Source organism: Micromonospora sp. NPDC003241 (assembly GCF_053589795.1).
In genome coordinates, this window is sequence record NZ_JBSFSO010000002.1 from 1 (window position 1) to 26,236 (window position 26,236).

Below are 26,236 nucleotides of genomic sequence, written 5' to 3' on the forward strand. Positions count from 1 at the left end.
GGGGTGAGGCGGGCGAGCGGCCGGGCGGGCGAGCGGCCGGGCGGCCGGGCGGCCGGGCGGGCGAGCGGCCGGGCGGGCGAGCGGCTGGGTGGAGCGGTCGGATGCGGTGGGGTGTGTGGGCGGGGCAGGATGGCGGGGTGGGACGGGCCAGTGACCGACGCGGGGTGCTCCGCGTCGACCTCGACGCGACGGACACCGGACGAATCCGGGTACGCCGACCGGACACGCTCGCCGCCGAGGAGCCGCTGGAGATCCGGGTCGGGCCGGCCGGGCCGAACCGACGCCGCCCGCTCTCGGTCACCATGCGGACCCCCGGCGCCGACCTGGATCTGGCCCTCGGCTTCCTGTTCACCGAGGGGCTGATCCGCTCGACGGACGACGTGTCCACCGCGCAACTGTGTGCCGGCACCGAGACGCCGAACACCTACAACGTGGTCGACGTGACGCTGGCTCCGGGCGTACCGTCTCCCGGCACCGACACGACCCGGCACTTCCACACCACCAGTGCCTGCGGGGTCTGCGGCAAGGCGAGCATCGACGCGGTCCGTACCCGGTCCCGGTTCGACGTGGCCGCCGACCCGCTCGCCATGGCCGCCGAGATGCTGGCCGAACTCCCGGAGCGGCTGCGGGCCGGTCAGCGGGGCTTCGACCGTACCGGCGGGTCGCACGCGGCGGGACTGTTCTCCGCCGACGGCGAGTTGCTGGTGCTGCGCGAGGACGTGGGCCGGCACAACGCGGTGGACAAGGTGATCGGCTGGGCGCTCCGCGAGCGTCGGCTGCCGCTGGCTGGGCACCTGCTGCTGGTCTCCGGCCGGGCCAGTTTCGAGCTGACCCAGAAGGCGTGGATGGCCGGGTTGCCGCTGCTCGCGGCGGTGTCGGCGCCGAGCACGCTCGCGGTCGACCTGGCTGCCGAAGCCGGTCTCACCCTGGTCGGCTTCCTGCGCGGACGGACGATGAACATCTACACCGGCGCCCACCGGGTGACCGGCTGACCGCCGCGTCGGGCGAGACCGCCCACCCGGCTGCTCAGCGGTTGGCCAGCAGCTCGAACAGCTCCAGCCGGACGGCGGCGTCCCGGGCGATGAGGAAACCCGCGATGCCCAGAATCCAGCCCAGCATGCTGCCCGACGACCGCACGATCCACGCGTTGAGGCGGGCGAGCAGGGGCTCGATCCGCCTCGGCCAGGCCACCCGCGCGCCCAGCAGCACCAGCGCCGGCAGGACCATGACCAGGCAGTATCCCGCCAACAACGCGATCACCTGCGGCACGCCCAGACCCGAGGTGGTGAGCAGACCCAGGGCACCGAGGTACGGCAGCATGGTCGCCACCTCGGCCAGCGCGGCGAACACCGCCAACCCGACCAGCCAACGGGCCGAGGAGTCACCGGACGTCGCCCGGTCACGCCAGCGCAACACCCGCCCGCCGCCACCGCCGCGTTTGCCGTCGTAGCGGAAGCTCAGCACGAACAACCCGACACCGAGCGCAAGCTGCCCCCACAGCACCGGCCGGTTGTCCAGCGCGCCGCCCAACATCTCGGCCAGCCCGCTGCCGCCGAAATAGAGCAGCAGCCCGACCAGGAAGTAGAAGCAGGCGATGGTGCCCAGGTAGGTCGACACCCGCCCGAGGCGAACCGGGCCCGGGGCGAGCAGCAGCCAGACCGGGATGAACAGGGTGCCGATGCTGGTGCTGTCGACGAGCGCCAGACCCGCGAGGGACAGCAGTAACGCGACGCTCATGCCGGGCCCAAGGAACGCACGCTCATGCGGTGATTATCCGGGTGTCCCGGTCCGACGGCTGCCCTGGCCCCGTGGCCTGTCGAGCCTTCGGGACGGTTTCCTGAGGTGGGTTCGGAGGACGGTTCATGGTGCGCCACGGGCCACCGAGGAGCGGGGTGAGGACCACCAGGAGGTAGCCGGCGCCGGCCGCGACGAGGGTGGCCGTGGTGCCGGCATGTTCGCTGGCGAAACCCGCTGCGAGCGCGCCGAGCGGGATGGCGGCCCAGGCCACCGCGCCGATCACGCCGTACACCCGAGCCCGCATCCGGGCCGGTACGCGTTCGAGCTTGATCGCGCCGATCATGGGGTTGATCGCCCCGGCGGCGAAACCGGCGCTGGCGAACACGACGAGCAGGACGGGCAACGGCAGCCCGGCGGCCATCGCCCAGAACGGCGGTGGACCGGCCACCGCGAAGGCCACCACGAAGGTGGCCCGGCGGGGCAGCCGGTGACCGACGGCGCTGAACACCAACGAGCCCGCCAGCGCACCACCGCCCATGGCACCGACGAGCAGCCCGAGGGCCGCCGCTCCGCCGAGGTCCCGGTGCGCGACGACGGGCAGCAGCACGTTGGTCTTGGTCGCGTCGAAGAAGTTGGTCACCAACACCAGCAGGACCAGGACCCGCAACAGGGGCTCGGCGAGCAGGAACCGTACGCCGGCGGCGAACTGGCGCCAGTAACCGGTGTCGTGGCTGGTCGCTGGCCCGTCGACGGTCGCGGCCTCGTCGGCGCCGGGCTGGAGGTTCGCCGGCACCAGCACGGCGACGACCACTGCGGACAGCACGAACGTGGCCGCGTCGAGGACCAGCACGGGCAGCGCCCCCAGGGTGGCGACCAGCAGGCCGGCCACCGGTGCACCGAGCAGTCGGGCACCCCGCTCGGTCGCCTCGAACCAACCGATCGCCCGCTCGGTCGGCAGGCCGGCGGCGGTGGCCGCCTCGGGCAGCAGAGCGACCCGGGCGGTCTGGCCCGGCGTGTCGAGCAGACCGCTGAGGAAGACCAGCGCGAGCAGCGCCCAGAACGGCAAACCGACCGTGGCGTGCAGGAGGGGGATCGCGGCGACCGTCAGGCAGGAGACCAGATCGGCGAGCACGCTCGCACGGCGGTAGCCGATCCGGTCGACCAGGACTCCGCCCAGTGCGCCACCGAGCACGATCGGCGCGGTCGCGACGGCAGCGGTGAGGCCGGTGGCGGCCGGCGAGCCGGTCTCGGCGAGTACGTAGAGCGGCAGCGCGATGATCGTGAGCATGTTGCCGGTCAGCGAGACCGTGTGCCCGACCAGCAGACCGATCAGCGGCGTGCGGGACGGGCGGCTCATTCGGGCCGCCGGAACGCGTGATAGATCATCGTGACCGGGCGGGCGTCGGCGCGGTCCGGGTCGCTGCGCTCCTGCCAGCGCGCGGCCAGCGCCTCCAGGTCGGCCCGCAGTTCCCGCAGTTCGGCAGCGGTGAGGTGGTAGGCGTTGTCGCTGCTGGCGGTGCCCCGTACCCACTCCGGCTCGAAGGTCGCCTCGGCGGCGAGGTAGCCGTTCAGGGCCGCCTGGTACCGCTCCAGCACGGCACGCCGCAGCAGGTCGGAGGCGACCTTCCGCTCCGGGTCGTCGAGTGCCTCCAGTGGCTCCCAGGAGGTGGTGGCGTGCGCAGCTCGCCACCACCGTTCCCGACGGTTGCGTGCACACTCCGGAGCCTCCCGCACGAAGCCGTGCTCGGCGAGTTTGCTCAGGTGGTAGCTGACCGAGCCGACCGCCTCGTCGACGACGTCGCTGAGCATCCCGACGCTCTGCGGCCCCCGCAGCCGCAGTTCGCCGAGGAGCCGGAGCCGGGTGGGGTGGGCGAGGGCCCGCATGGCACGGGGGTCGGTCAGGTGCAGCACGGTCTCGTCGTTCGACATGTCGCCACCGTAGACGTACAAGAAATGACGTACAATACTTCTTGTCAATCATCGCGGGCGGCGACCGGATCGACGCCTGCCCCGCCGTAGCGCCTTCGGCGATCTCGGCCAGCCGTCCAGGCGCGACGGCGGCACTCCCCGGCGGAGCAGGTCGTCCAAGAGCAGGCCGAGCGAGTAGTCCGGGTGCTCGGCCAGCACCCGCTCCAACGCCACCGCCGCCAGCGCGCCCTGCCCCGCGCGCCAGGCGGCGAACGCGAGCAGGGCACCGGGCGCGGCGGACAGGTCCGGCTCGGTCCGGCGCACCATCTCGGTCCAGAACGTCACGTCCTCGTCCCGGCCGTCGGTGCGTTCCCAGGCGTGGTCCCGCACCGGCAGATGGGTCAGCAGCAGGCAGAGCCACGCCACCTCGTCGTCGGTCAACGGCTCGCCGTCGCGGTGACGGCGTCGGGTGGCCCGCAGCGCCGCCACCCCGGCCGTCCGCAGCGCCCGACCGCCGAGCAGGTCGGCCGGGGGCGCCTCCGCCAACAGGTCGGCGAGTCGCCGGTCGGCCCGTTCGGCGGCGCGCCGCATCTCCGGCCCGTCGACCGGGGCCACCGCCGCGGCGAGAGCGGCCCGGTCAGGCAACGCGACCTGGCCGGCGAAGACCGCTGCGGCCGGCACCGCGCTGGCCCTGGGGTCGTACGGAGTGCCCTCGGGCGGGCAGCATTCCGGCTCCTGACAGACGTACGACCACCACCGGTCACCGGTGACCCGTAACGCGTCCAGGACGGTGAGCCCGGCGTCGGCAAGCGCGCCCCGGACCGCGTCCACGGCCGGAGTGACCCGGACCGCCGGGCCGTACCCGATCGCCGTGGCCGAATCGGCGCCCTGCCGCGCGGTCACCGCGGCGATGTGCTCCGCCGACTCACGCGGATCACCCTCGCCGGGCAGGTCTGTCCGGGCGGCGAAGACGATCCGCGAGCCGGCCAGCGCCACCACCACGACGCTGTCGGTGGGGTGGAAGCCGAGCAGGTACGGCACGGCCGCGATGAGGTCGGCGGGCGATCTGACGGTGAGCCGGGGCAGGTCCGTGGAGTTCATGAGAGCAGCCTGCGAGCCGCCCGGTTCCCACCGCTGCCCCTGTGGACGACACGCGGGTTATCCACAGTCACCCTGCGTATTCGCCCAGCTCAACGCGATCCGCCTGCTCCCCGGCACCGCAGCTCGGATGTTAGGAAGGGACCCTTCCTATACACGAGGCGTTAGTAGGGGACCCCTCCTTACACCCGAAGGGATACCTTGCGGGGATGGATCTGGCGTACCTGCGGGCGCATCCGGAGCAGTTGCCGACCTTCCTGACCCACCAGCGGATCCGGGAGACGCCGGTGAGCGGCGGCGACATCTGCGCCGCCAGCCGGCTGACGCTGGACGACGGGCACTCGGTGTTCGCCAAGACCTGGCCGGAGCACGCCGACCGGCAGGTGCCGGAGGACTTCTTCGCCACCGAGGCGGCCGGGCTGCGCTGGTTACGGGAGGCCGGCGCCGTCGCCGTACCGGAGGTGCTGGTGGCGCTGCCCGACCTGCTCGCGCTGGAGTGGGTGCAGCCGGGCGAGCCCCAGCGGGCGGCGGCCGACCGCTTCGGGCGTGAGCTGGCCGAGACGCACCGGGCCGGAGCGCCCGCCTTCGGGGCACGCTGGCCGGGCTTCATCGGCGCGCTGCCAGCGGACAACACCCCGCACGACGGTCCCTGGCCGGTCTGGTTCGCACAGGCCCGGATCGTGCCCTACCTGCGTCGCTCGGTCGACGGAGGCGCCCTGGACGCCACCGCCGCCACGCTCGTCGAGCAGGTCGTGACCCGGATCGACGAGTTCGGCGGCGACGAGCCGCCCGCCCGCATCCACGGCGACCTCTGGCCCGGCAACCTGCTCTGGGGCGCCGACGACCGGGTCTGGCTGGTCGACCCGGCCGCGCACGGTGGGCACCGGGAGACCGACCTCGCGCAGCTAACGCTCTTCGGCGGGGCACCGTACGCGGACCGGATCCTGGCCGCGTACGACGAGACCTGGCCGTTGGCCGACGGCTGGCGGCACCGCGTGCCGCTGCACCAGTTGCACCTGTTGCTGGTGCACACCGCCCTGTTCGGCAGCGGGTACCGGGATTCGGTCGTGCACGCCGCCCGGGCGGCCCTGAGCGGGGCCGAGCGCGCTACGGTCGACGGGTGACCGTCGCCCCGCCGACCGCCGGCGCCCTTGTCGACCGGTACGGCCGCGTCGCCCGGGACCTGCGGGTCTCGCTGACCGACAAGTGCAACCTGCGCTGTACGTACTGCATGCCCGCCGAGGGGCTGCCCTGGCTGGCCGGGCCACAGCTGCTCACCGACGACGAGGTGGTCCGGCTGATCCGGGTGGCGGTGTGCCGGCTCGGCGTGACCGAGGTCCGGTTCACCGGCGGCGAACCGCTGATCCGCCCGGGTCTGGTCGACATCGTCGCGGCCGCCGCCGCACTCGACCCGCGTCCCCGGCTCTCGCTGACCACGAACGGCATCGGGCTGCACCGGCTGGCTCCGGCGTTGCGCGAGGCCGGGCTGGACCGGGTGAACGTCTCGCTCGACACGCTGGACCGTGAGCGCTTCACCCGGCTCACCCGGCGCGACCGGCTCTCCGACGTGCTGGCCGGTCTGGCCGGTGCCGCCGACGCCGGGCTGACCCCGGTCAAGGTCAACGCGGTGCTGATGCGGGGCGTCAACGACGACGAGGCACCGGCACTGCTCCGCTTCGCCCTCGACCACGGCTACGAGCTGCGGTTCATCGAGCAGATGCCGCTGGACGCCCAGCACGGCTGGGACCGCGCCGCCATGGTCACCGCCGAGGAGATCCTGACGACGCTGCGCTCGGCGTACGCGCTGAGCCCGGACCCGACCGCGCGCGGCACGGCGCCCGCCGAGACCTGGCTGGTCGACGGCGGCCCGACGCGGGTCGGCGTGATCGGCACCGTGACCCGGCCATTCTGCGGAGACTGCGACCGGACCCGGCTCACCGCCGACGGCCAGATCCGCAACTGCCTGTTCGCCACCGAGGAGTCGAACCTGCGCGACGCGTTGCGGGCCGGGGCCGACGACGACGAGGTGGCCCGCCGCTGGACGGCGGCGACCTGGGGCAAGCGGGCCGGGCACGGGATCGACGACCCGACCTTCCTGCAACCGACCCGGCCGATGTCGGCCATCGGAGGGTGACCGTGGCGACCGTCACCGTCCGTTACTTCGCCGGGGCCCGCGCTGCCGCCGGTCGCGCCGAGGAGACCACCACCGCCGGGCGGTCGCTGGACGAGGTGCTGGCGGAGCTCTCCGACCGGCACGGCGCGCGGCTGGTGCCGGTGCTCAAGGTGGCGAGTTTTCTGGTCGACGGCGTTACCTGTCATGATCGGAAGCAGCCGCTGCCGGCCGGAGCGACGATCGACGTCCTGCCTCCCTTCGCCGGTGGCTGAGGGGGATCACACGTGTTCGCGGTACTCGGCTTCGTGGCCACGCTTGCCCTGATCACCGGGCTGATCCACCTCTACCTCTGGAAGCGGCTGGTCAAGGACACCACCACCGCCGGGCGCTGGCGGCGGATCGGCACGGTCACCGCGGTGGTGCTGGCGCTGCTCGTACCGGCGACCATGATCGGCACCCGGTCCGGGATGTACTGGCTCGCCTGGCCGGGTTACCTCTGGCTCGCGGTGATGTTCTACCTGTTGGTGATCCTCGTCGCGCTGGAAGTGCCGATGCTGGTGACGCGGCTGGTGCTGCGCCGCCGGGCGGCGGCCGTCGCACCGGAGCCGGCCCTGGTCGGCAGCGCCACCCCGGCGGACCCGCCGGGCACCGACGACACCGAGGCGAGCACTCCGGCAGCCGACCAGGCGGGTGACCCGCCGGCCGCCGGAGCGGTCGGCCCGGACCACGACCCGTCCCGCCGGCTGCTGCTCGCCCGTGGGGCGGCGATCTTCGCCGGGCTCACCGCCACCGGCCTGGTCGGGTACGGGGTGCGGACCGCGATGGGCCCGCCCCGACTGGACCGGGTGCAGATCCCGCTGGCGAAGCTGCCGCGCAGCATGGACGGCCTGCGCATCGCCACCGTCTCCGACATCCACATCGGGCCGCTGACCGGACGGGCGCACACCGAGCGGATCGTCGCCGCGATCAACCGCCTGGACGCCGACATCGTCGCCGTGGTCGGTGACCTGGTCGACGGCACGGTGGCCGAGCTGGGCGACGACGCGGCCCCGCTGCGCGACCTGCGGGCCCGGCACGGCAGCTACTTCGTCACCGGCAACCACGAGTACTACTCCGGCGTCGAGGAGTGGGTGGCCGAGGTCGACCGGCTCGGGCTGCGGGTGCTGCAGAACCAGCGATTGGAGATCGCCGCCCGGGGTGGCGTGCTCGACCTGGCCGGCGTCAACGACGTCAGCGCCGTGGGCACCGGTGTCTCCGCCCCGCCCGACTATGCGGCCACCCTCGCCGACCGGGACCCGTCCCGGCCGGTGGTGCTCCTCGCCCACCAGCCGGTGGCCGCGATGGAGGCCGCGAAGTACGGCGTCGACCTGCAACTGTCCGGTCACACCCACGGTGGTCAGATCGTGCCGTTCAACCTGCTGGTCAAGTTGGAGCAGCCGGTGGTCTCCGGCCTGGGCGAGGTGGACGGGACCAAGGTCTACGTGACCAACGGGGCCGGCTTCTGGGGCCCGCCGGTGCGGGTGGGCGCGGAGCCTCAGGTCACTCTCGTGGAACTGCGTTCGGCATAGCGAACCTCACGCCCGAGCGTGGCGGCGCGCACGGGCACGGCCGGTCGTGGCAGGATGCGGCGTGCCTCCGTTCAACGCCGTACCCCCCGGTGGCCGCCCGCCCTTCGTCGCGGATCTGCACATCCACTCGAAATACTCGCGGGCCTGCAGCCGTGACCTGACCCTGCCGAACCTCGGCTGGTGGGCGAAACGCAAGGGCATCGCGGTGCTCGGCACCGGTGATTTCACCCACCCCGCCTGGTACGACCACCTCCGGGAGACCCTGCGTCCCGCCGAGCCCGGTCTGTACCGATTGTCCGACGAGGCCGAGCGGGACATCGCCCGTCGGTTGCCGCCCCGGCTCTCCAGTCACGCCGAGAGCGACCCGGTCCGGTTCATGCTCAGCGTGGAGATCTCGACGATCTACAAGCGGGACGACCGGACCCGCAAGGTCCACCACCTGATCTATCTGCCGGACCTGGACGCGGTGGGCCGGTTCAACACCGCGTTGGGCCGGATCGGCAACCTCGGGTCGGACGGCCGCCCGATCCTCGGCCTGGACTCCCGCGACCTGCTGGAGATCACGCTGGAGGCGAGCCCGGACGGCTACCTGGTGCCGGCGCACATCTGGACGCCGTGGTTCTCCGCGCTGGGCTCGAAGTCCGGCTTCGACGCGATCGCCGACTGCTACGCCGACCTGGCCGAGCACATCTTCGCGGTGGAGACCGGCCTCTCCTCGGACCCGGCGATGAACTGGCGGGTCGGCAGCCTGGACGCCTACCGGCTGGTGTCCAACTCGGACGCCCACTCGCCACCCGCGTTGGCCCGGGAGGCGACCGTCTTCGCCTCGGAACGGGACTACTTCGGCATCCGGGAGGCGCTGCGGACCGGCGACGGGCTGGCCGGCACGATCGAGTTCTTCCCCGAAGAGGGCAAGTACCACGCGGACGGCCACCGGCTGTGCGGGGTGAACTGGGAACCGGAGCGAACCAGGGCGGCCGGCGGACGCTGCCCGGAGTGCGGCAAGCCGCTGACAGTGGGTGTGCTGAGCCGGGTCGAGGACCTGGCCGACCGACCCGAGGGGTACCGGCCGGAGCACGCGCCCGAGGTGACCCACCTGATCCAGCTCGCCGAGATCCTCGGCGAGATCAACAAGGTCGGCCCGCGTTCCAAGAAGGTCGAGGGCAAGCTCACCGACCTGGTCGCCGCGCTCGGCTCCGAACTGGACATCCTGACGCGTACCCCGTTGGACGACATCGGGCGGGTCGGCGGCGAACTGCTCGCGGAGGGCATCGGCCGACTGCGCCGCGACGAGGTCCGCCGGGTGCCCGGCTACGACGGCGAGTACGGCGTGATCACCCTCTTCGACCCGACCGAACTGGGTGCCGGTGCGGCCTCGGGCGGGCAGGAGACGCTGTTCGACGTACCGGTGCAGGTGCCCACGCAGCGGCGACCGGCCGAGTCGAGCGGCTCGGAGACGAAGGCGAAGCGGCCGACGGCCAAGGCGGAACCGAAGCGCAAGGCGGCTCCCGTGCCGGCTCCGGCACCGCCGATCGCGCCGGCACCCTCCCCGCACGAGCCGTTCGAGCCGATGCTCGCCGGCATGGAGGAGGTGGGCAGCGGGCTGCTCGACCGGCTCGACGCCATGCAGCGGGTGGCCGCCTCGGCACCCGGCGGTCCGCTGCTGATCGTCGCCGGACCGGGCACCGGCAAGACCCGTACGCTGACCCACCGGATCGCGTACCTCTGCGCGGAGCTGAACGTCTTCCCCGAGCGGTGCCTGGCGATCACCTTCACCCGACGCGCCGCCGAGGAACTGCGGCACCGACTCGACGGGCTGCTCGGACCGGTCGCCGAGGACGTCACCGTGGGCACGTTCCACTCGCTCGGACTGACCATCCTGCGGGAGAACGCGGCCACCGCCGGTCTGCCGGACGACTTCCGGATCGCCGACGACGCCGACCGGACGGCGGCCCGCGCGGAGGCCGGGGACGATCCGGCGCGGTACACGTCGCTGCTGCGCAAGCAGGGCATGGTCGACCTGGACGACCTACTCACCCTGCCGGTGGCGCTGCTGCGCGACGACCGCAGGCTGGTCGAGCGCTACCGGGACCGCTGGCAGTGGATCTTCGTCGACGAGTACCAGGACGTCGACGCCGTGCAGTACGACCTGCTGCGCCTGCTCAGCCCCGCCGACGGCAACCTCTGCGCGATCGGTGACCCGGACCAGGCGATCTACTCGTTCCGGGGCGCCGACGTCGGATACTTCCTGCGCTTCTCCCAGGACTTCACCGACGCCCGCCTGGTCCGGCTGAACCGCAACTACCGGTCCTCCGCGCCGATCCTGGCCGCCGCCGTGCAGGCCATCGCGCCGTCGTCGCTGGTCCGGGGACGCCGACTGGACCCGGCCCGGCTCGACCCGGAGGCCCCGCTGGTCGGACGGTACGCCGCGGCGTCCGTCGCCGACGAGGCCGACTTCGTGGTACGCACCGTCGACGAACTGGTCGGCGGACTGTCCCACCGGTCGCTGGACTCCGGGCGCATCGACGGCCGGTCGAGCACGCTGTCCTTCTCCGACATCGCGGTGCTCTACCGCACCGACTCGCAGGCCGCGCCGATCGTGGACGCCCTGGCCCGGGCCAACGTCCCGGTGCAGAAGCGATCGCACGACCGGCTGCGGGACCGGCCCGGCGTGATGGCCATCGCCCGCGAGCTGCGGCACGTCACCGGTGTCGACGGCGCACTGCCCGCCCGGGTACGCCTCGCCGGCCAATCGCTCGCGGAACGGTTCGCCACCCCCACCCTCGACGGCTCGCACGGGGTCCGGCCGGAGGACGTGCGTACCGCGGTCGACCTGCTGACCCCGCTGGCCCGCCGCTGCGGTGACGACCTGGAGATGTTCCTGTCCCAGCTCGCCACCGGGGCGGAGGTGGACGCGCTCGACCCCCGTGCCGAGGCGGTCACCCTGCTGACCCTGCACGCCGCCAAGGGCCTGGAGTTCCCGGTGGTCTTCCTGGTCGGGGCCGAGGACGGACTGCTGCCGCTGCGCTGGCCGGGCACCACTCCGGACGACGAGGCGATCGCCGAGGAGCGACGGTTGTTCTTCGTCGGGCTGACCCGGGCACAGGACCGGCTCTACGTCAGCCACGCGGCACGTCGGGTCCGGCACGGGTCGGAACGCGACTGCCGACCGACTCCGTTCCTCGACGTGATCGACGCCGGCCTCTTCGAACGACTCGGCGACCCCGCCGGGCCTCGCCGACCGAAGGACCATCAGCTCCGGCTCATCTGAGCGTCCGCCGACCCGCCCCGCCCTCCACAGTGCGGGGCGGGGCGGCGGCCGCAGTGACCGGTCCGTGATCGCGTACGGACGATCAGTGAGACGGTCACGCGCTACGGTGACGTGGGCGACGACCGGCTGCGGCCCACCGATTCCACCCACGGCTTCAGGAGTGCGTGCATGGCGAACTACGGACCACCGGGGGGCGGCGGCCCTTCGCCGTGGCACGAGCCGGGCCATGACGAGGGGTACGGCTCCGATCGTCGACCGCCCGACCGCCACCGCCCCTATGACGCGACACCACCACCCGACGACGGCCGGCCGCCCTACGGCGACGGACAGGGCCATGGCGGCCAGGGCTACGGCGATGGGCAGCCCTACGGCGGCCAGGGCTACGGCGATGCGCGGTCCCACGGCGGGCAGCCCTACGGCAGCAGCGGGCAGGGCCATGGCGGTGGCCAGTCCTACGGTGACGGTCATACCTACGGCGGTGACCAGCCCTACGGTGGCGGCTACGGTCCGGGGGCGAGCGGGCCGCAGTACCCGGGCAGTGGACACGAAGCGGGCCACGGATCCGACTCGCAGGACACCGCGACGTACCCGGCCTATCAGGACGGCGCGGCGGAGACCGCGTACGCCGGGCAGCCGCCGCCGGAGCGCGGGCGCGGTCGGGGCCGGATCTTCGCGGTGCTGGCGACGGTATTGGTGCTCGTGCTCGGCGGCGCGACCGCGTTCTACCTGATCGGGCAGGACGACGAGACGCCGACGCCGGTGGCCGCTCCCACGCCCGAGGAGGCACCGGTGACCCCGGCCGGGCCGGACGACGAGGACGAGGAGCCGGCCAGCTCGCCGTCGGACGCCTCGTCCACCGATCCTCGGTTCGTCGAGCCGGGCCAGTGCGTACGCAACGAGGGCCCCGCCGGTGGCAAACCCAAACTGGTGATCAGCGAGTGCGCGCCGAAGTCGTACGAGGTGCTGCGCCGCTTCGACGGCAAGACCAGCGGGGAGCGGGACGCCGAGGCGAAGTGTGCGCCGGTCGACGGCTACACCAACTGGTACTTCTACGACAGTGAGCTGGACTCGCTGGACTTCGTGCTCTGCCTCAAGCAGCGCGGCTGACCTCAAGCAGCGCGGCTGACCTCAAGCAGCGCGGCTGACCTCAGGCCCGGTGTCGACGATCGGTAAAACTAGTGCTGTCTAGCGTCCACGCTAGACAGCCTTAGTTTTGGCTCGACCGGCAACACGCCGGTAGCACCGTCTATCCATGTCTAGCCTCCCGCCTAGACGGCCCGATACTGTGCGATTCGTGGATCCGGTCCGCAACCCGTACGCCCCGGGCGCTGGTCAGCGCCCGCCCGAACTGGCCGGGCGGGGGCGGGAACTGGACGTCTTCGACATCGTGCTGGAACGCATCGCCCGGGGACGTCCGGAGCGGAGTCTGATGCTCACCGGGCTGCGGGGCGTCGGCAAGACCGTGCTGCTGAACACGCTGCGCTCGCAGGCAATCAACAGCCTCTGGGGCAGCGGCAAGATCGAGGCCCGCCCGGACCAGTCGCTACGCCGGCCGATCGCCGCCGCCCTGCACATGGCCGTCCGGGAACTGGCCCCACGGCATCGCGCACCGGACCGGATCGACGCGTTCCTCGGGGTACTCAAAGCCTTCGCCCAACGGGGTGCCCCGACCGGTCGCGCCGGTGCCGCCAAGCTGCGCGACCGGTGGCAGCCCGGCATCGACGTACCGGCGGCCACCGGCCGGGCCGACTCCGGCGACATCGAGATCGACCTGGTCGAGCTGCTCACCGACGCCGCCTCGGTGGCCAGCGACGTCGGCACCGGCGTCGCCGTCTTCATCGACGAGATGCAGGACCTCGGGCCGGAGGACGTCTCCGCACTCTGCGCGGCCTGCCACGAACTCTCCCAGCTCGGCGCACCGCTGATCGTGGTCGGCGCCGGCCTGCCGCACCTGCCGGCGGTGCTGAGCGCCGCCAAGTCGTACTCCGAGCGGCTGTTCCGCTACCAACGCATCGACCGGCTCGACCGCATCGCCGCCGACCAGGCACTCTGCGCACCGGCCGAGCGGGAGGACGTGGAGTACGAGGCGAAGGCGCTCGACCTGCTCTACGAGAAGTCCGGCGGGTACCCGTACTTCGTCCAGGCGTACGGGAAGGCGACCTGGGACCACGCCCCCCGGTCACCGATCACCGCCGCCGACGTACGGGTGGCCGCCCCGGAGGCCGAGGCCGAGCTGGCGGTGGGCTTCTTCGGTTCCCGTTTCGAGCGGGCCACCCCGGCCGAGCGCGAGTACATGCGGGCGATGGCGACGCTCTCCCTGGTCGAGGGGGCAGCCGACGGAGGCGGCCGGGACGACATGGACGCCGCAGTGCCGACCGCCGAGATCGCCCGTGCTCTCGGCCGCAAGCCCGCCAGCCTCTCCCCGGCCCGGGACGCCCTGATCAAGAAGGGCTTGATCTACTCCGGGGAACGCGGCACGGTCGCCTTCACCGTCCCGCACTTCGGTCGCTACCTCCGCACCCAACCCGCCTGACCCGGTCTCGACCTCGCCGCGAGATCACGCTCGATCCGGGATCGAGTGGTCTCGGGGCGAGGGTGACACCACTCGATCCTGGATCGAGCACGACCACAACTCCATGATCGCGGAGGCAGGTGAGGTGGGGCGGGTCAGACCTTGGACCACGGAGGCGGGAAGACCACCTCACCCCGTGGGGCGGCCGGCTCGCCCGAGGTCGTCGGAGGGAGGACCAGGGCCTGCCATGGTTCACCCAGACCGGACCAGGGGCTGGTCAGGCCCATCCGGTCGGCTCGGCTGAAGCCGAAGCGCCGGTAGTACGCGGGGTCGCCGAGCACCACGATCAGCCGCTCGCCGAGTTCCGTGGCCGCCTCCAGGGCGGCCTGCACCACCGCGCCGCCGAGCCCGATCCGTTGCCGGTGCGGTGCCACCGCCACCGGTCCGAGCACCAGCGCCGGGGCGTTGGCCCCGTCCGCGCAGACCCGAACCCGGGTCAGCAGGGCGTAGCCGACGATCTCACCGCCGTACTCGGCGACCATCGCCAGGTTCGGGAGCCACGCGTCGCCGGCCCGCAGTTCGTCGACGAGGCGTACCTCCGGCGGGGTGGTCACGTCGGGGCGGGCGAAGGCGGCGGCCAGTACCCGGCGGACCGCGCCGGTGTCTGCCGGGTCCTCGGGTCGGAGCCGCAGCGTCGTCACGCGGGGAGGTTACCGCGCGCGACGCATCCATCAGTGACGGTCGCTGGAATCGGCGTGGCGCGTCGCCACTCGGGCCATCCGGCCCACCCGATCGATCGAGATGGGCCGTTGCGGGGCATGTCGAGGTCACGGACGGGGTATGACTGTTCCATGACGCCCGTACGATCCCTCGCCCGCGCCATGTTGAGCGGCATCTTCGTGGTCAGCGGCGCCCGCAACTTCACCAGCCCCGAACGTCTGGTGCCGGCGGCGCAGCCGGTCACCGACCGGGTGGCGCCGCTGCTGCAACGGGCGGACGCCCGCATCCCCACCGACACGGTGAGCCTGATCCGCGCCAACGCCGCCGTCCAGTTCGGCGCGGGGCTGATGCTGGCCACCGGGAGGTTCACCCGGCCGGCGGCGCTGGTGTTGGCCGGCACGTTGGTGCCGGTCACCCTCGCCGGGCATCCCTTCTGGCGTAACGACGACCCGGCGGCGCGGAACAACAACCAGATTCACTTCCTGAAGAACCTCGGTCTCCTCGGTGGGCTGTTGCTCGCCGCGGCGGACACCGGGGGGAAGCCGGGACTGCGGTGGCGGGCCGGTCACCGGATCGGCCACTCCCGACGGTCGGTACGCCGTGCCGTCCGGACCGCACGCCGCGAAGCCCGGATCGCCGTCCGCTCGGCGGCAACCGCGCGCCGGATCCCCGGCTGAGCCTCGTCACCCCTCGCTGACCTGCGTTTATCCCACCCCCAGTCTGGCTAAGGCCGCGAATCACCTGAACCGCCCGGTAGGCGTTAACGCGGTGGAAATGTCAAAAGATGGTGTGGGATCGGACACGGTCGCATAACGCGGGAGGCACTGACGTGAGGCGCCGTTCTAGGCTCCCTACCGGACCTGGACGGGTAGGACGACCTTGGTACGGGGGTGGCCGAGCCATGCCGACGAGCGTCGGTAGAAGGCTGGACCGCCTCGCCGCAGTCCGTCGCGTAACGCGTGGGATCGATCGTAGGACAGTCGTACGGGCCGGCATCGTCGCCGCCGTCGCCTATGCCGCATGGCTTGCCATCGGCGCTTTCGGGCGTCCGTACAACTTCTTCGACATGAAGATCTATCACGGCGCGGTGGTCTGGTGGGCGAGCGGTCACGAGCTGTACGAGTTCGTCGCGCCCGACACCACACTGGGTTTCACCTACCCACCCTTCGCCGGGCTGGCGATGCTGCCCATGGCGCACCTGCCGGTGGCCGCGGCGGGGCTGGTGAACGCGCTGGTCAGCATCGCCGCGCTGGCCGTGGTGCTGGCCGCCCTGCTGCGGCCGATCGTGGACCGGCTGGGCTGGCCACTGTGGTACACGGTGGCCATCGCCACCCCGGTCGCGCTCGCCATCGAGCCGACCCGCGAGACCCTCGGCTACGGGCAGGTCAACCTGCTGCTGTTCGCCCTGATCATGGCCGATCTGGTGGCGCTGCGCTGGCGGTCCCGGCGCGGCACGCACCAGGCGGACAGCGACGGGCCCCTGCTGCGGTTCGTCTACGGTGGCGCCTGGGCCGGCGTGGGCATCGGTCTGGCCACGGCCGTGAAGCTCACCCCGGCGTTGTTCATCTTCTATCTGATGATCACTCGCCAGTGGCGGGTGGCCGCGACCGCGATCGGCACCACCGTCGCCGTGACCATCGGCAGCTTCGGCATCGTGGGCGCCGAGTCCCGGGCCTACTTCGGCAACGTGCTGTGGCAGACCGAGCGGGTCGGCGCCGCCGACATGACGCCCAACCAGTCGCTGGCCGGTCTGCTGGCGCGGCTGTACGACTCGATCGAGACCCCCACGCTGCTCTGGCTCGCCTTCGCGGTGCTGGTGCTGGCGCTGGGCCTGTCCCGGGCCTCGCAGTCGCACGCCGACGGTGACGAGCTGACCGCCTTCACCCTGGTCGGCCTGACCGCCAACGTGATCAGCCCGATCTCCTGGACACACCACCTCGTCTGGGTGATCCCGGCGATCATCGTGTTGGCCGACGCGGCGATCCGCCGCCACGACGCCAGCCGAGGTCCGGCCCTGCGGGCCACCTCCGGCGCGTACGGCGGTCCACCGGGTGTCTCCGCGCTCCGCCCGCCGATCTGGTATCCGACGTTGACCGGGCTCCGGCACGGCATCGCCGCGCTCGGGCTCTATCTGCTCTTCCTGATCTCGCCGATCTGGCCGTACGAGCACCAACTCCCCGAGGTCTCGCACTACGAGAACGGGCTGTTCGGGGTGCTGATGGAGAACTCGCTGGCGCTGGCCCTGATCGTGTTGGTCGCCGCTCTGCCGTGGCGTCCCGGTGCGGAACCCGCCTTCTACACCGACCGGATGGCCCGCATCGCGCTGCTGCACAGCCGGCGCTGACCGGGGCGTCGACGGTGCCGGGTCGACGTGACCCGGCACCTGCGGATCACGGGCAGTTGACCCACTCCTCGGTGCCGTCGGCGAAGACCTGCCGCTTCCAGATCGGCAGCCGGGCCTTCACCTCGTCCACCAGCTTGGCGCAGGCGGCGAACGCGGCCGCCCGGTGCGCGGTGCTCACCGCCGCGACCAGCGCCGCGTCGCCGATGGCGAGCGGGCCGATCCGGTGCGACACGGCCACCGCGTATACGTCGGGATCGGCCGCGATCTCGGCGGCCACCTCCCGCAGGATGGCGGCGGCGCTCGGGTGGCCCTCGTACTCCAGGCTCACCACCGCGCGGCCGTGGTCGTGGTCGCGTACCACCCCGGCGAAGGAGACCACCGCGCCGGCCCGCCGGTCGGCGACGGCCGCCTCGTGGGCCGCCAGGTCCAGCGGTTGCTCGGTGACGTCCCCGACCACGATCACCACGCCCGCTCCCCGGGCAGCAGCGGCAGCGGCACCAGCGGCACCCGGTCCCCGGCGGCACCGGTGCTGCCCGGCCGGATCACGGCGAAGCCGTCCGCGCCGGAGAGGCCGCGCAGCATCGCCGATCCGACGTGTCGGACCGGGCGGGCCGTCCCGGCGGCCCGGTCGAGCCGGACCAGGGCGAGGTGGGTGTGGTCGCCGCGTCCCGGCACCGGCTCGGCCAGTGTGACGTGCGGCAGCACCGGTGCCACCCGGCCGGCGAGACCCGCCAGCAGCGGCGCGACCAGCGAGACCAGCGCGACGACGGCGGACTGCGGGTTGCCGGGCAGGCCGGCGACGAACCGGACCCGACTATCGTCGCCGACCACCCGGGCCAGCAGCATCGGGAAACCGGGGCGTACCGCGACGGTGTTGACCACGTAGTCGGCGCCCAGTTCGGCCAGCGCCGGATGCAGGTGGTCGACCGGCCCGTGCATCGTCCCGCCGGTGGTGCAGACCAGGTCGGCGTGGGCCAACGCGGCACGCAGCGCGGCCACGTGGTCGGGCAGCGTGTCGGCCACCGGTCCGACCACGTCGGCCGGACGGATCTGACAGCCGTACCGGCGCAGCCAACTCGGCACGGTCGGGCCCAGCGCGTCACGGACCCGCCCGGCGGCGGGCGGACCGGCGGTGAGTAGTTCGTCCCCGAAGACCAGCAGCGCGGCCCGGGGCTGGCGGCGTACCCGCAGCGTGTCGTGGCCACAGGAGGCGGCCAGGCCGATCACGGCCGGGTCGACCGGGGTACCGGCCGGGAGCAGCTCCTCGCCGGCCGCCGCCTCCTCGCCCGGCCGCCGCCACTCCGGCACGCTGCGCGGCACACCGTCGACCGACCCGTCCGGGGTACGCGTCGACTCCTCCACCCGCAGCACGGCGGAGGTGCCCGACGGCACCATCGCGCCGGTGGCGATCTCGACGGTCGTCCCGTCCTCGGTCAACGGGGACGGTGTGCCGCCGGCCAGCACCCGCCCGACCACCCGCCACGGACCGGTACCTCGGACCGCCCAGCCGTCCACACTCGACGTGGGGAACGCCGGCAGGTCCGTCCGGGTGGTGAGCGGTTCGGCGAGGGTGTACCCGTCGACGTCGGCGAGTGGGCGCTCGACTGCGGGAAGTGCGGCGGCCAGGCCCACCGCGTACACCCGGGAGCGCGCCTCCTCCCAACCGGCCGGCGGCGGCGCGGCGACGCCCTCGGGGGCGGATGCGGTTTCCGTTCTCACCCGGCCGAGCCTATCGGTTCGCCTAGTGGTCGCCACCGCGCAACTGGTCGACGGTGTGCGCGAGGATCGGCCCCAGCACGGCGAGACCGTCCCGCGCGCCACCGGTGGAGCCCGGCAGGTTCACCACCAGGGTGCGACCAGCCACCCCGGCCACCCCCCGGGACAGCACCGAGGTGGGCACCCGGTCACGGCTGTGTGCGCGCAGCGCCTCGGCGATGCCGGGGATCTCGTAGTCGAGCAGGGCCCGGGTCACGTCGGGAGTGCGGTCGGTCGGCGTGACCCCGGTCCCGCCGCTGGTGACCAGCACGTCGACACCGTCGGCCAGTGCGGCTCGGATGGCCTGACCGACCGGCTCGCCGTCCGGCACCACCACCGGCTCGTCCACCTCGCAGCCCAGTTCGCGCAGGCCTTCGACGAGCAGCGGGCCGCTGGTGTCGGCGTAGACGCCGGCGGCGGCGCGGTTGGAGGCCACCACCACCCGGGCGCGGATCACGGCCGGTCCGCCGGACGCTCCCACAGGCCGGTCTTGCCGCCCTCCTTGCGCACCACCCGGATCGCCTCGACGCTCGCCGCCGGGTCGACCGCCTTGACCATGTCCACCAGGGCCAATCCGGCGACGGCCACGGCGGTCAGCGCCTCCATCTCGACGCCGGTCCGGTCGGCCGTGCGGGCGGTGGCGGTGATCTCGACGCTGTCCGTGGTGGGCACCAGGTCGACCGTGACACCGTGCAACGCGATCGGGTGGCACAGCGGGATCAGGTCGGGGGTGCGCTTGGCGCCCATGATCCCGGCCAGTCGGCCGACCGCCAGCGCGTCGCCCTTGGGCAACCCGTCCCGGCGGAGCAGCTCGATCACCTCGGACGTGGTGCGCAGCCGACCGGCCGCGACGGCCACCCGGCCGGAGACCTGCTTGGCGGAGATGTCGACCATGCGCGCCGCACCGGTCGCGTCGACGTGGGTGAGCTGGGCGGGTTCCGTCACGCTGGCGAGCCTATCCCTCCGCACCGACGTGCCCGGTGTGCGGTGCTTCGCGGAAGGAGTGGCGCTCGCGCGCCGCCCCCTTCCGCACCCTGCCGTGGTAGTCGAGACGTACCGATGGCAGGTGTCGCGACGAGATCCGTCCGTGGCGGATCTCCCCCCGTCGGCGACGTCGAGACGCTACCGAGCCGGTCGATAAGAAATCGATAAGAAGGTTTCTCTCGTTCTGTCGCTGCTCAGCGGTGGTCGGCACCGGACGACGCGGCGGTCAGTCGGGTGGCTGTCACCGCGACGGACGACCCCGCCAGACGGCGTTCGACGTCGAACCGCTCGGGTACCCCCATCCGCCTGAAGATCGCCAGGGCACGTTCCCAGTGCCGGCGCGCCTCTGCCGGGTCCGTGCCGGACAGGTGCTCGGCGAGGCCCGCCAGGGCTCGACCCCGCTCGTATGGGTGGGCGATCCGGGTGGCCAACTGCAGGGCCGACCGGTGCAGGGCGGTCAGCCGGTCGGCGTCGGCGGAGCCGGCGAGCGTGAACGCGAGATCGTTCAGGGCGGCGGCCTCGACGTGCGCCTCACCCGACTCCACCGCCAACTCCCGGGCCAGTTCGTGCTGCCGCACGGCCTCGTCGATTCGGCCCAGTCCGCGCAGCGCGTTGCCGATGTCGTTGCGTACCTCCGACTCCGCGTAGCGCTGACCGGTGCGCTCCCGCATCACCAACGCAGCCCGCAGTGCCCGCAGGGCGGCGGCGTACCGCCCCATCCGACATTTCACCCCACCGATGTGTCCCAACGCGTTGAGGATGTGGAACTGGTTGTTGACCTGGCGACCGAGATAGAGGTGCAGGCGATGCAGGCGCAGTGCCTCGTCGTACCGGCCGAGCAGGCCGAGCGCGAGCCCCACGCTCGGCAGGAAAGTCGGCACCTCGCCGGGGTCGTACCCGTTCTGGCTGCGCAGTCCGTCCAGACCACACCGCACCGCCTCTTCGAGATCACCACGGATCCAGTGGATGGCGGCCAGGTTGGTCCGGTAGCGGCCGATGTTCTTCAGGTCGCCACGCCGCTCGGAGATGCGGACCGCCGCGCCGACGTGCTGCAACGCGTCCCCGTAGTCGCCGGTACGGACGTAGGCGGAGGCGAGGTAGTTGTGCATCGCGGCGATGGCGGCGTCGTTCTCGACGTGCTCCGCCGCGGCGAGCCCGTGCAGATGCGTCGAAATGATGTCGTCGAAATAGCCCCGGACGTAAAGGAACCGCCACAACAGTCGGGTCAATCGCCACGCCTGATCGTGGTGTCGCCATTCCCGGGCCCGTACGACGAGCGACACGAGGTTGGCCCGCTCCGTCTCCATCCATTCCTCGGTCGGTGTTCCGACGTCGGCCAATAAGTCAGGACGGCGAGGTCGACCGAGGCTCACCTGCCCTCGCACGAAACCGGACTCCAGCTCGTCAGCGACACCGAATGCGAGGTGCAGAACGAGGTCGAGCAGATCGGCGAGAGCCCCATTCCGGGTGTCCGGCGAATCGTGTCGCATCGACATCTCGTGGGCGTACTGGCGAATGAGGTCGTGCATCCGGTACCGCCCGGCCTCGACCTCTTCGATCAGATGACAGTCGACGAGTACGTCCAGCGCCTCTGCGGTGTCGTCCGGGGACAGCCCGGACACCGCACTGGCGATCGCCGCACCGAACACCGCGCCCGGAGCGACGCTGAGCAGCCGGAACAGTCGCTTCGCGTCGTCGTCCAACGGTTCGTACGAGGCCGCGAACGCGCCGGCCACGCTCCGGTCCCCGGACGCGAGGTGGTCCAACCGGCGGGCGTTGCCGGCCAACAGCGCCGCCAGGTCCGCGACCCGCCAGGTCGGTCGATGCGCCAGCCGCGAACCGGCGAGCCGGATCGCCAGCGGTAGGTGCCCGCACTGCTCCACCACGGCCACGGCCGCCTCGGGTTCCGCCGCCACCCGCGCCGATCCGGCCGTGGAGGCGAGCAGCGCTACCCCCTCCGCGACGTCCATCACCGGCAGGGACACCGGTGGACCGACGTCCAGGCCGGTGATCCGCCGCCGCGACGTCACGATCACGGCGCTTCCCGGCACCGTGGGCAGCAGCGGGCGGACCTGCTCGGCGTCCGCCGCGTTGTCCAGCACCACGATCACCCGGCGTCCGGTCAGCTCGCGACGCCACAGGACCAGCCGGTCACCGCGTTCCGGAGGGATACGTCCACCCGGCACACCGAGTTGACGCAGCAGCGTCGCCAGCGCAGCGGTCGGGTCCACCCTCGCGGCGGGGTCGTGACCCGCGAGGTCGATGAAGAGTTGCGCGTCCGGGAAGCGGGCGGCGAGTCGACCGGCGACGTGCAGGGCCAACGACGTCTTGCCGCTGCCCGGCATGCCGTCGACGAGGTGCACCGCGGAGAGCGAAGTGCCGGCGCGCAGCGTCGCCGCCACCAGGTGTTCGACCGCCGGGGTCCGACCGACGAAGTCCGGCACCTCGCGGGGCAGGAACGGTTGCGCAGCGTCGCCTCTGCCCTCCGGGTCCCGCGTCGAGGACGCCGGGCGCGACTCCGCCGGATGCCGACGTTCCCGCTCCCGCGCGGCGATGTGCTGGTGGAGTTGCCGCAGCTCCGCCCCGGGCTCGATGTCCAACTGCTCGCGCAGGACCCGTCTCGCCTCGGCGTAGGCGGCGATGGCCCCGGCGTGGTCGTTGCGCAGGTACAGAGCCCGCATCAGCAGCAGGTGGGCCCGCTCGCGCAGCGGTTGCCCCATCAACAGCTCCCGGAGCACCGGCAACGCCTCGTCGTACCGACCCAGGCGGATCCGCAGCTCGGCCAGGAGTTCCGCCGTCAACATCCGGTCCTCGGTCGCCGAGGCCACCTGTGCCAGCAGCCCCGGCCCCAGCGAAAGCCCGGTGAGCATCGGTCCCTGCCAGCGCGCCAGCGCCCGCACCAACAGGTCCGCCGCAGCCGGCTCGTCCGCGACGACGAGCCGACGAGCCTCGGCGACCTCGGACTGGAAGGCGAAGACGTCCACGTCGGAGGGGTCGACGTCGAGGCGGTAGCCGTCACGGGTGCGGACCAGCACCTCACGCTCCGGCACCAGCAATTCAAGGCTGCGTCGCAGATTGGCCGCATACGTACGGACATTGGGCACGGCCGAGTGCGGTGGGCGGTCCGGCCACAACTCGTCGACGAGCTGGCCCACCGACACCAGCCGACCGGGGTTGCCGGCCAGCATGGCGAGAACCGTCTGCTGTTTCGGCGTCCCCAGGGGCAACACCCCCGAGTCGAGGCGTACCACGAGACCGCCGAGGACCTGAATCTGCACCGACCCCTCTGCCCGCATTCAAAGGATCACTGTACGCAGCTTAACCAGGATCCCGTGCTGCCAGTCCCCGCGTGATGCGGCAAGCTCGACCGAAACGGCGATGAAACGAGCAAAGCTTCTGGTCACACTTGTTGCGCAGAAATCTTGCGGCGGCGGGCACCGAGGTGGACAACGTGATCGATCCACCTTATTGGACCCTCCGTTAAGCGGATGGAACTGAACGTGACTTAATATCACCATATTGGCCTATTCTGCGCAATAAGACACCTTTAGTCGCTATATGCCCGCAAGCGCCCCTAGGGTTTGGCTACCAACGCGAAGGCAGCACAAAACTGGGGGTCGAGATGAACTCGAACGAATGGGGCTGATCCCATCTTCTGGATCAGGACCAACCGACGTACGCTTGCGGAGCGCAGCCCCTCGGTGACGAACGGGGACGATGGTTGGCTCTGCAGGAACGACAGACCGGGACCGATCGGCGGCTACTGCCGCTAATCGGTCTCGTCGTCGTTGTGGCCGGACTGGCCGCCGCGGTCTCCGTCGCCCACCTGCCCAGCTACGGAGCGGTCAACGCCACCCTCACCTGGACCGCCCTGATTTCCCTGGTGGCGGTCGGCTTCACCGCCAAGGTCCGGGTCCGCATCCGCGCCTCCAACCACTACATCGCCTGGACCGAGACCGCGATCATCATCGGCCTCGTCGTGGCACCGACCTCCGTGGTCGTCCTCGCCACCGGCTTCGGCGTCGCCATCGCCACCACACTGGCCCGGCTCCCACCGATCAAGCGCGTCTTCGGCATCGCCAAGAACATGCTCGTCGCCACCGCCGCCGGCCTGGTCCTGCAACTGTTCACCTGGCCACCGACCGACTCCGACATCGCCGCGACCATCGCCCCCCTGGCCGCCGCCTACCTCACCGCGGTGCTACTCGACGAACTCGTCACCCTGCCGGTCATCGCCATGGCCACCGGCACCTCGCTGCGCGGACTCTTCCTCGACAACTGGGACGTCCGCCTCACCGCAGCCCTGACCCGCCCCATCGTCATCGTCGGCACCATCCTCATCGTCAAGATCGACACGTGGCTGCTGCTGGTCGTACCACCACTCGTCCTCAGCCTCCACCTGCTCAACTCCAACCGCGTCCGCAGCCGCACAGAACAGCAGGCCTGGCAACGACTCGCCCAGACCACCGACGCGCTCAACGTCGTCGAGCTCGACGACGTACTCACCACGGCGGTCACCCGCGCCGCCGAACTCTTCTCCGCCGACGAGGTCGAGATCGAACTCCGCGAGGACGGCCGGGTGGTACGCGGCTCCACCGAGACCATCACGTACGACGGACCCATCGGCGAACCCACCGAGGTACACGGCGCCACCGTCCCCGTACGCCTCGAAGGCCACGACAAGACCGTCGACGTCGGCATGCTGCGCCTACGCTTCCGCGGCCCGGTACGACTCTCCGAACGAGAGCGGTACACCCTGCACACCTTCGCCTCCGCACTGTGCACGGCCGTCCGCAACGCCCAGGCGTACGCCGAACTCGCCCGGGTGGCCCAGGCCCACGCCCACGCCGCCGCACACGACGCACTGACCGGGCTGGCCAACCGACGCCACCTGCTCGAAGAGGGCAACGAGCAGTTGCACCACCGGCACGCCGACGGCATCACCGCCCTGGTCCTCATCGACCTCAACCACTTCAAAGAGGTCAACGACACCCTCGGCCACGCCGCCGGCGACCAGATGCTGATGCAGGTCGCCGAACGACTCCGCACCGCCGCCCGCGCCGACGACCTGGTCGCCCGCCTCGGCGGCGACGAGTTCGCCGTACTCCTGCGGGCGCTGCCCGCCCCCGCGGTCGCCGCGCACCGCGCCGACACCCTGCTCGCCGCCCTGCACGAACCGTTCGACGTCGACGGCATGCGGATCAGCGTCGAAGCCAGCGGCGGCATCGCCGTCGCCCCCGCCACCGGCGGCATGGTCGAACTGCTCCGACGCGCCGACGTCGCCATGTACCAGGCCAAACGAAGCGGAAACCGGATCGCCACCTACGCACCCGCACGCGACACCGCCGACATCGGCCGACTCACACTCGGCGGTGAACTACCCCGCGCCGTCGCCGACCAGGAGTTCACGGTCAACTTCCAGCCCATCGTCGACCTCGGCACCGGCGAAGTCATCGCCGCCGAGGCACTGGCCCGCTGGCACCACCCCACCCACGGCATGATCGACCCACTGCGCTTCCTGGAAGCCGTCGAACGCTCCGGGCTACTGCCCGCGTTCGCCGAAGCCATCCTCGACCAGGCCCTGATCGCCGCCGGCACCTGGCGCGACGCCGGCTTCGACGTCCCGGTGGCGGTCAACGTCTCCCCCCGCAGCCTGCTCGACGCCCGCTTCCCCGGATCCGTACTCGCCCGCCTACGCGCCCACGACCTACCCCCCGACCGGCTGGTCCTCGAACTCACCGAGACCCTCACCCTCAGCCAACTCGACGTCGTCGACCAGGGACTCACCCGACTGCGCGACGCCGGCATCCGCCTCGCCCTCGACGACTTCGGCACCGGCTACTCCTCGCTCTCCCTGCTCTCCCGGATCCCGGTCCACGAACTCAAGATCGACCGAAGCTTCGTGACCGCCATGGAATCCGCCACCGAAGCCGCCGCCATCATCCGCTCTACCCTCGACCTCGGCCGCAGCCTCAACCTGGCCGTCGTCGCCGAGGGAGTCGAACGCGACGCCCAACGCCGCGCCCTCTGGGAACTCGGCTGCACCGCCGGACAGGGCCACCTCTTCGCCCGCCCTCTCGCCGCCGGCACCCTCCTCGCCGCACTCCAACGCGGAACCGGCGGGCGACCGGGACACCTCGCCGCACCCCTGCACGATGCCGGAGCCGTCGTCCGACTACCCAAGGGACGCCGACAGGGGGGCCGGGGCCACCACCGGCCCGCCTGA

21 protein-coding genes are annotated in these 26,236 nt (G+C 72.1%); 11 read left to right on the top strand and 10 right to left on the bottom strand.

Annotated elements, in window-relative coordinates; all coding sequences use genetic code 11:
- The first annotated feature begins 137 nt into the window (after positions 1-137).
- Complete coding sequence (gene fdhD / locus ACWDVW_RS01805) at positions 138-992, top strand: formate dehydrogenase accessory sulfurtransferase FdhD (protein ID WP_449943532.1); 855 nt, start codon at positions 138-140, stop codon at positions 990-992.
- A gap of 34 nt (positions 993-1,026) precedes the next feature.
- Here fdhD and ACWDVW_RS01810 read toward each other — a convergent pair whose 3' ends face one another.
- From ACWDVW_RS01810 to ACWDVW_RS01825, 4 genes are read right to left on the bottom strand one after another with little or no spacing between them, the layout of a single operon-like run.
- On the bottom strand, positions 1,027-1,737 hold the full coding sequence (locus ACWDVW_RS01810; protein ID WP_449943535.1) for a GAP family protein: 711 nt from the start codon (positions 1,735-1,737) through the stop codon (positions 1,027-1,029).
- Between the two features lie 22 nt (positions 1,738-1,759).
- A complete protein-coding gene (locus ACWDVW_RS01815; RefSeq protein ID WP_449943538.1) occupies positions 1,760-3,094 on the bottom strand; it encodes an MFS transporter in 1,335 nt (444 codons plus the stop codon).
- The gene (locus ACWDVW_RS01820; protein WP_449943541.1) at positions 3,091-3,666 is read right to left on the bottom strand and encodes a helix-turn-helix domain-containing protein; all 576 of its coding nucleotides are present in this window, start codon (positions 3,664-3,666) and stop codon (positions 3,091-3,093) included. The genes ACWDVW_RS01815 and ACWDVW_RS01820 overlap by 4 nt, the downstream gene beginning before the upstream one ends.
- 48 nt (positions 3,667-3,714) lie before the next feature.
- The gene (locus ACWDVW_RS01825) at positions 3,715-4,746 is read right to left on the bottom strand and encodes a DUF4192 domain-containing protein (RefSeq protein ID WP_449943543.1); all 1,032 of its coding nucleotides are present in this window, start codon (positions 4,744-4,746) and stop codon (positions 3,715-3,717) included.
- 206 nt (positions 4,747-4,952) lie between these two features.
- Here ACWDVW_RS01825 and ACWDVW_RS01830 point away from each other — a divergent pair, with 206 nt between their 5' ends.
- From ACWDVW_RS01830 to ACWDVW_RS01860, 7 genes are all read left to right on the top strand, one after another.
- Positions 4,953-5,867 carry a fructosamine kinase family protein gene (locus ACWDVW_RS01830; protein ID WP_449943546.1) on the top strand — a complete coding sequence of 305 codons (915 nt, stop codon included), beginning with the start codon at positions 4,953-4,955 and terminating at the stop codon, positions 5,865-5,867.
- A complete protein-coding gene (gene moaA, locus ACWDVW_RS01835) occupies positions 5,864-6,877 on the top strand; it encodes a GTP 3',8-cyclase MoaA (protein ID WP_449943549.1) in 1,014 nt (337 codons plus the stop codon). The genes ACWDVW_RS01830 and moaA overlap by 4 nt, the downstream gene beginning before the upstream one ends.
- Entirely contained in the window at positions 6,874-7,128 is a 255-nt protein-coding gene (locus tag ACWDVW_RS01840; RefSeq protein WP_350698018.1) for a MoaD/ThiS family protein, read from the top strand. The genes moaA and ACWDVW_RS01840 overlap by 4 nt, the downstream gene beginning before the upstream one ends.
- Positions 7,129-7,140: 12 nt before the next feature.
- The gene (locus ACWDVW_RS01845; protein WP_449943553.1) at positions 7,141-8,424 is read left to right on the top strand and encodes a metallophosphoesterase; all 1,284 of its coding nucleotides are present in this window, start codon (positions 7,141-7,143) and stop codon (positions 8,422-8,424) included.
- 61 nt (positions 8,425-8,485) lie between these two features.
- The gene (locus ACWDVW_RS01850) at positions 8,486-11,695 is read left to right on the top strand and encodes a UvrD-helicase domain-containing protein (RefSeq protein ID WP_449943556.1); all 3,210 of its coding nucleotides are present in this window, start codon (positions 8,486-8,488) and stop codon (positions 11,693-11,695) included.
- 666 nt (positions 11,696-12,361) lie between these two features.
- Positions 12,362-12,802 carry an LppU/SCO3897 family protein gene (locus ACWDVW_RS01855; RefSeq protein WP_449944161.1) on the top strand — a complete coding sequence of 147 codons (441 nt, stop codon included), beginning with the start codon at positions 12,362-12,364 and terminating at the stop codon, positions 12,800-12,802.
- A gap of 187 nt (positions 12,803-12,989) precedes the next feature.
- Positions 12,990-14,228: an AAA family ATPase gene (locus tag ACWDVW_RS01860; protein WP_449943559.1), complete on the top strand. Its 1,239-nt coding sequence runs from the start codon at positions 12,990-12,992 to the stop codon at positions 14,226-14,228.
- A 134-nt stretch (positions 14,229-14,362) separates the two neighbouring features.
- Here ACWDVW_RS01860 and ACWDVW_RS01865 read toward each other — a convergent pair whose 3' ends face one another.
- Positions 14,363-14,908, bottom strand: a complete 546-nt coding sequence (locus ACWDVW_RS01865) for a GNAT family N-acetyltransferase (protein WP_449943562.1) — start codon at positions 14,906-14,908, stop codon at positions 14,363-14,365.
- A gap of 150 nt (positions 14,909-15,058) precedes the next feature.
- Here ACWDVW_RS01865 and ACWDVW_RS01870 point away from each other — a divergent pair, with 150 nt between their 5' ends.
- Together ACWDVW_RS01870 and ACWDVW_RS01875 are read left to right on the top strand one after the other, a co-directional pair.
- A complete protein-coding gene (locus tag ACWDVW_RS01870; protein WP_449943565.1) occupies positions 15,059-15,604 on the top strand; it encodes a DoxX family protein in 546 nt (181 codons plus the stop codon).
- A 224-nt stretch (positions 15,605-15,828) separates the two neighbouring features.
- Positions 15,829-17,271, top strand: a complete 1,443-nt coding sequence (locus ACWDVW_RS01875; RefSeq protein WP_449943568.1) for a glycosyltransferase 87 family protein — start codon at positions 15,829-15,831, stop codon at positions 17,269-17,271.
- Positions 17,272-17,317: 46 nt separating this feature from the next.
- On the opposite strand, the gene ACWDVW_RS01880 is transcribed toward ACWDVW_RS01875, so the two are convergent.
- From ACWDVW_RS01880 to ACWDVW_RS01900, 5 genes are all read right to left on the bottom strand, one after another.
- On the bottom strand, positions 17,318-17,737 hold the full coding sequence (locus ACWDVW_RS01880; protein ID WP_449943570.1) for a molybdenum cofactor biosynthesis protein MoaE: 420 nt from the start codon (positions 17,735-17,737) through the stop codon (positions 17,318-17,320).
- Positions 17,731-18,990 (bottom strand): molybdopterin molybdotransferase MoeA, encoded by a 1,260-nt coding sequence (locus tag ACWDVW_RS01885; protein ID WP_449943572.1) that lies wholly within the window; start codon positions 18,988-18,990, stop codon positions 17,731-17,733. The genes ACWDVW_RS01880 and ACWDVW_RS01885 overlap by 7 nt, the downstream gene beginning before the upstream one ends.
- Positions 18,991-19,012: 22 nt before the next feature.
- A complete protein-coding gene (locus ACWDVW_RS01890; RefSeq protein ID WP_449943575.1) occupies positions 19,013-19,483 on the bottom strand; it encodes a MogA/MoaB family molybdenum cofactor biosynthesis protein in 471 nt (156 codons plus the stop codon).
- Positions 19,480-19,971 (bottom strand): cyclic pyranopterin monophosphate synthase MoaC, encoded by a 492-nt coding sequence (gene moaC, locus ACWDVW_RS01895; RefSeq protein WP_449943577.1) that lies wholly within the window; start codon positions 19,969-19,971, stop codon positions 19,480-19,482. Before moaC ends, ACWDVW_RS01890 begins: the two co-directional genes overlap by 4 nt.
- A 233-nt stretch (positions 19,972-20,204) precedes the next feature.
- Positions 20,205-23,306, bottom strand: a complete 3,102-nt coding sequence (locus ACWDVW_RS01900) for an AfsR/SARP family transcriptional regulator (protein ID WP_449943580.1) — start codon at positions 23,304-23,306, stop codon at positions 20,205-20,207.
- A gap of 425 nt (positions 23,307-23,731) precedes the next feature.
- Between ACWDVW_RS01900 and ACWDVW_RS01905 the strand changes: the two genes are divergently transcribed.
- Positions 23,732-26,236 (top strand): putative bifunctional diguanylate cyclase/phosphodiesterase, encoded by a 2,505-nt coding sequence (locus tag ACWDVW_RS01905; protein WP_449943582.1) that lies wholly within the window; start codon positions 23,732-23,734, stop codon positions 26,234-26,236.

Coding starts and splice junctions, on each gene's coding strand:
- ACWDVW_RS01810 (WP_449943535.1), bottom strand. CDS start 1,737: ATGAGCGTCGCGTTACTGCTGTCCCTCGCGGGTCTGGCGCTCGTCGAC.
- ACWDVW_RS01815 (WP_449943538.1), bottom strand. CDS start 3,094: ATGAGCCGCCCGTCCCGCACGCCGCTGATCGGTCTGCTGGTCGGGCAC.
- ACWDVW_RS01820 (WP_449943541.1), bottom strand. CDS start 3,666: ATGTCGAACGACGAGACCGTGCTGCACCTGACCGACCCCCGTGCCATG.
- ACWDVW_RS01825 (WP_449943543.1), bottom strand. CDS start 4,746: ATGAACTCCACGGACCTGCCCCGGCTCACCGTCAGATCGCCCGCCGAC.
- ACWDVW_RS01830 (WP_449943546.1), top strand. CDS start 4,953: ATGGATCTGGCGTACCTGCGGGCGCATCCGGAGCAGTTGCCGACCTTC.
- ACWDVW_RS01870 (WP_449943565.1), top strand. CDS start 15,059: ATGACGCCCGTACGATCCCTCGCCCGCGCCATGTTGAGCGGCATCTTC.
- ACWDVW_RS01875 (WP_449943568.1), top strand. CDS start 15,829: ATGCCGACGAGCGTCGGTAGAAGGCTGGACCGCCTCGCCGCAGTCCGT.
- ACWDVW_RS01900 (WP_449943580.1), bottom strand. CDS start 23,306: ATGCGGGCAGAGGGGTCGGTGCAGATTCAGGTCCTCGGCGGTCTCGTG.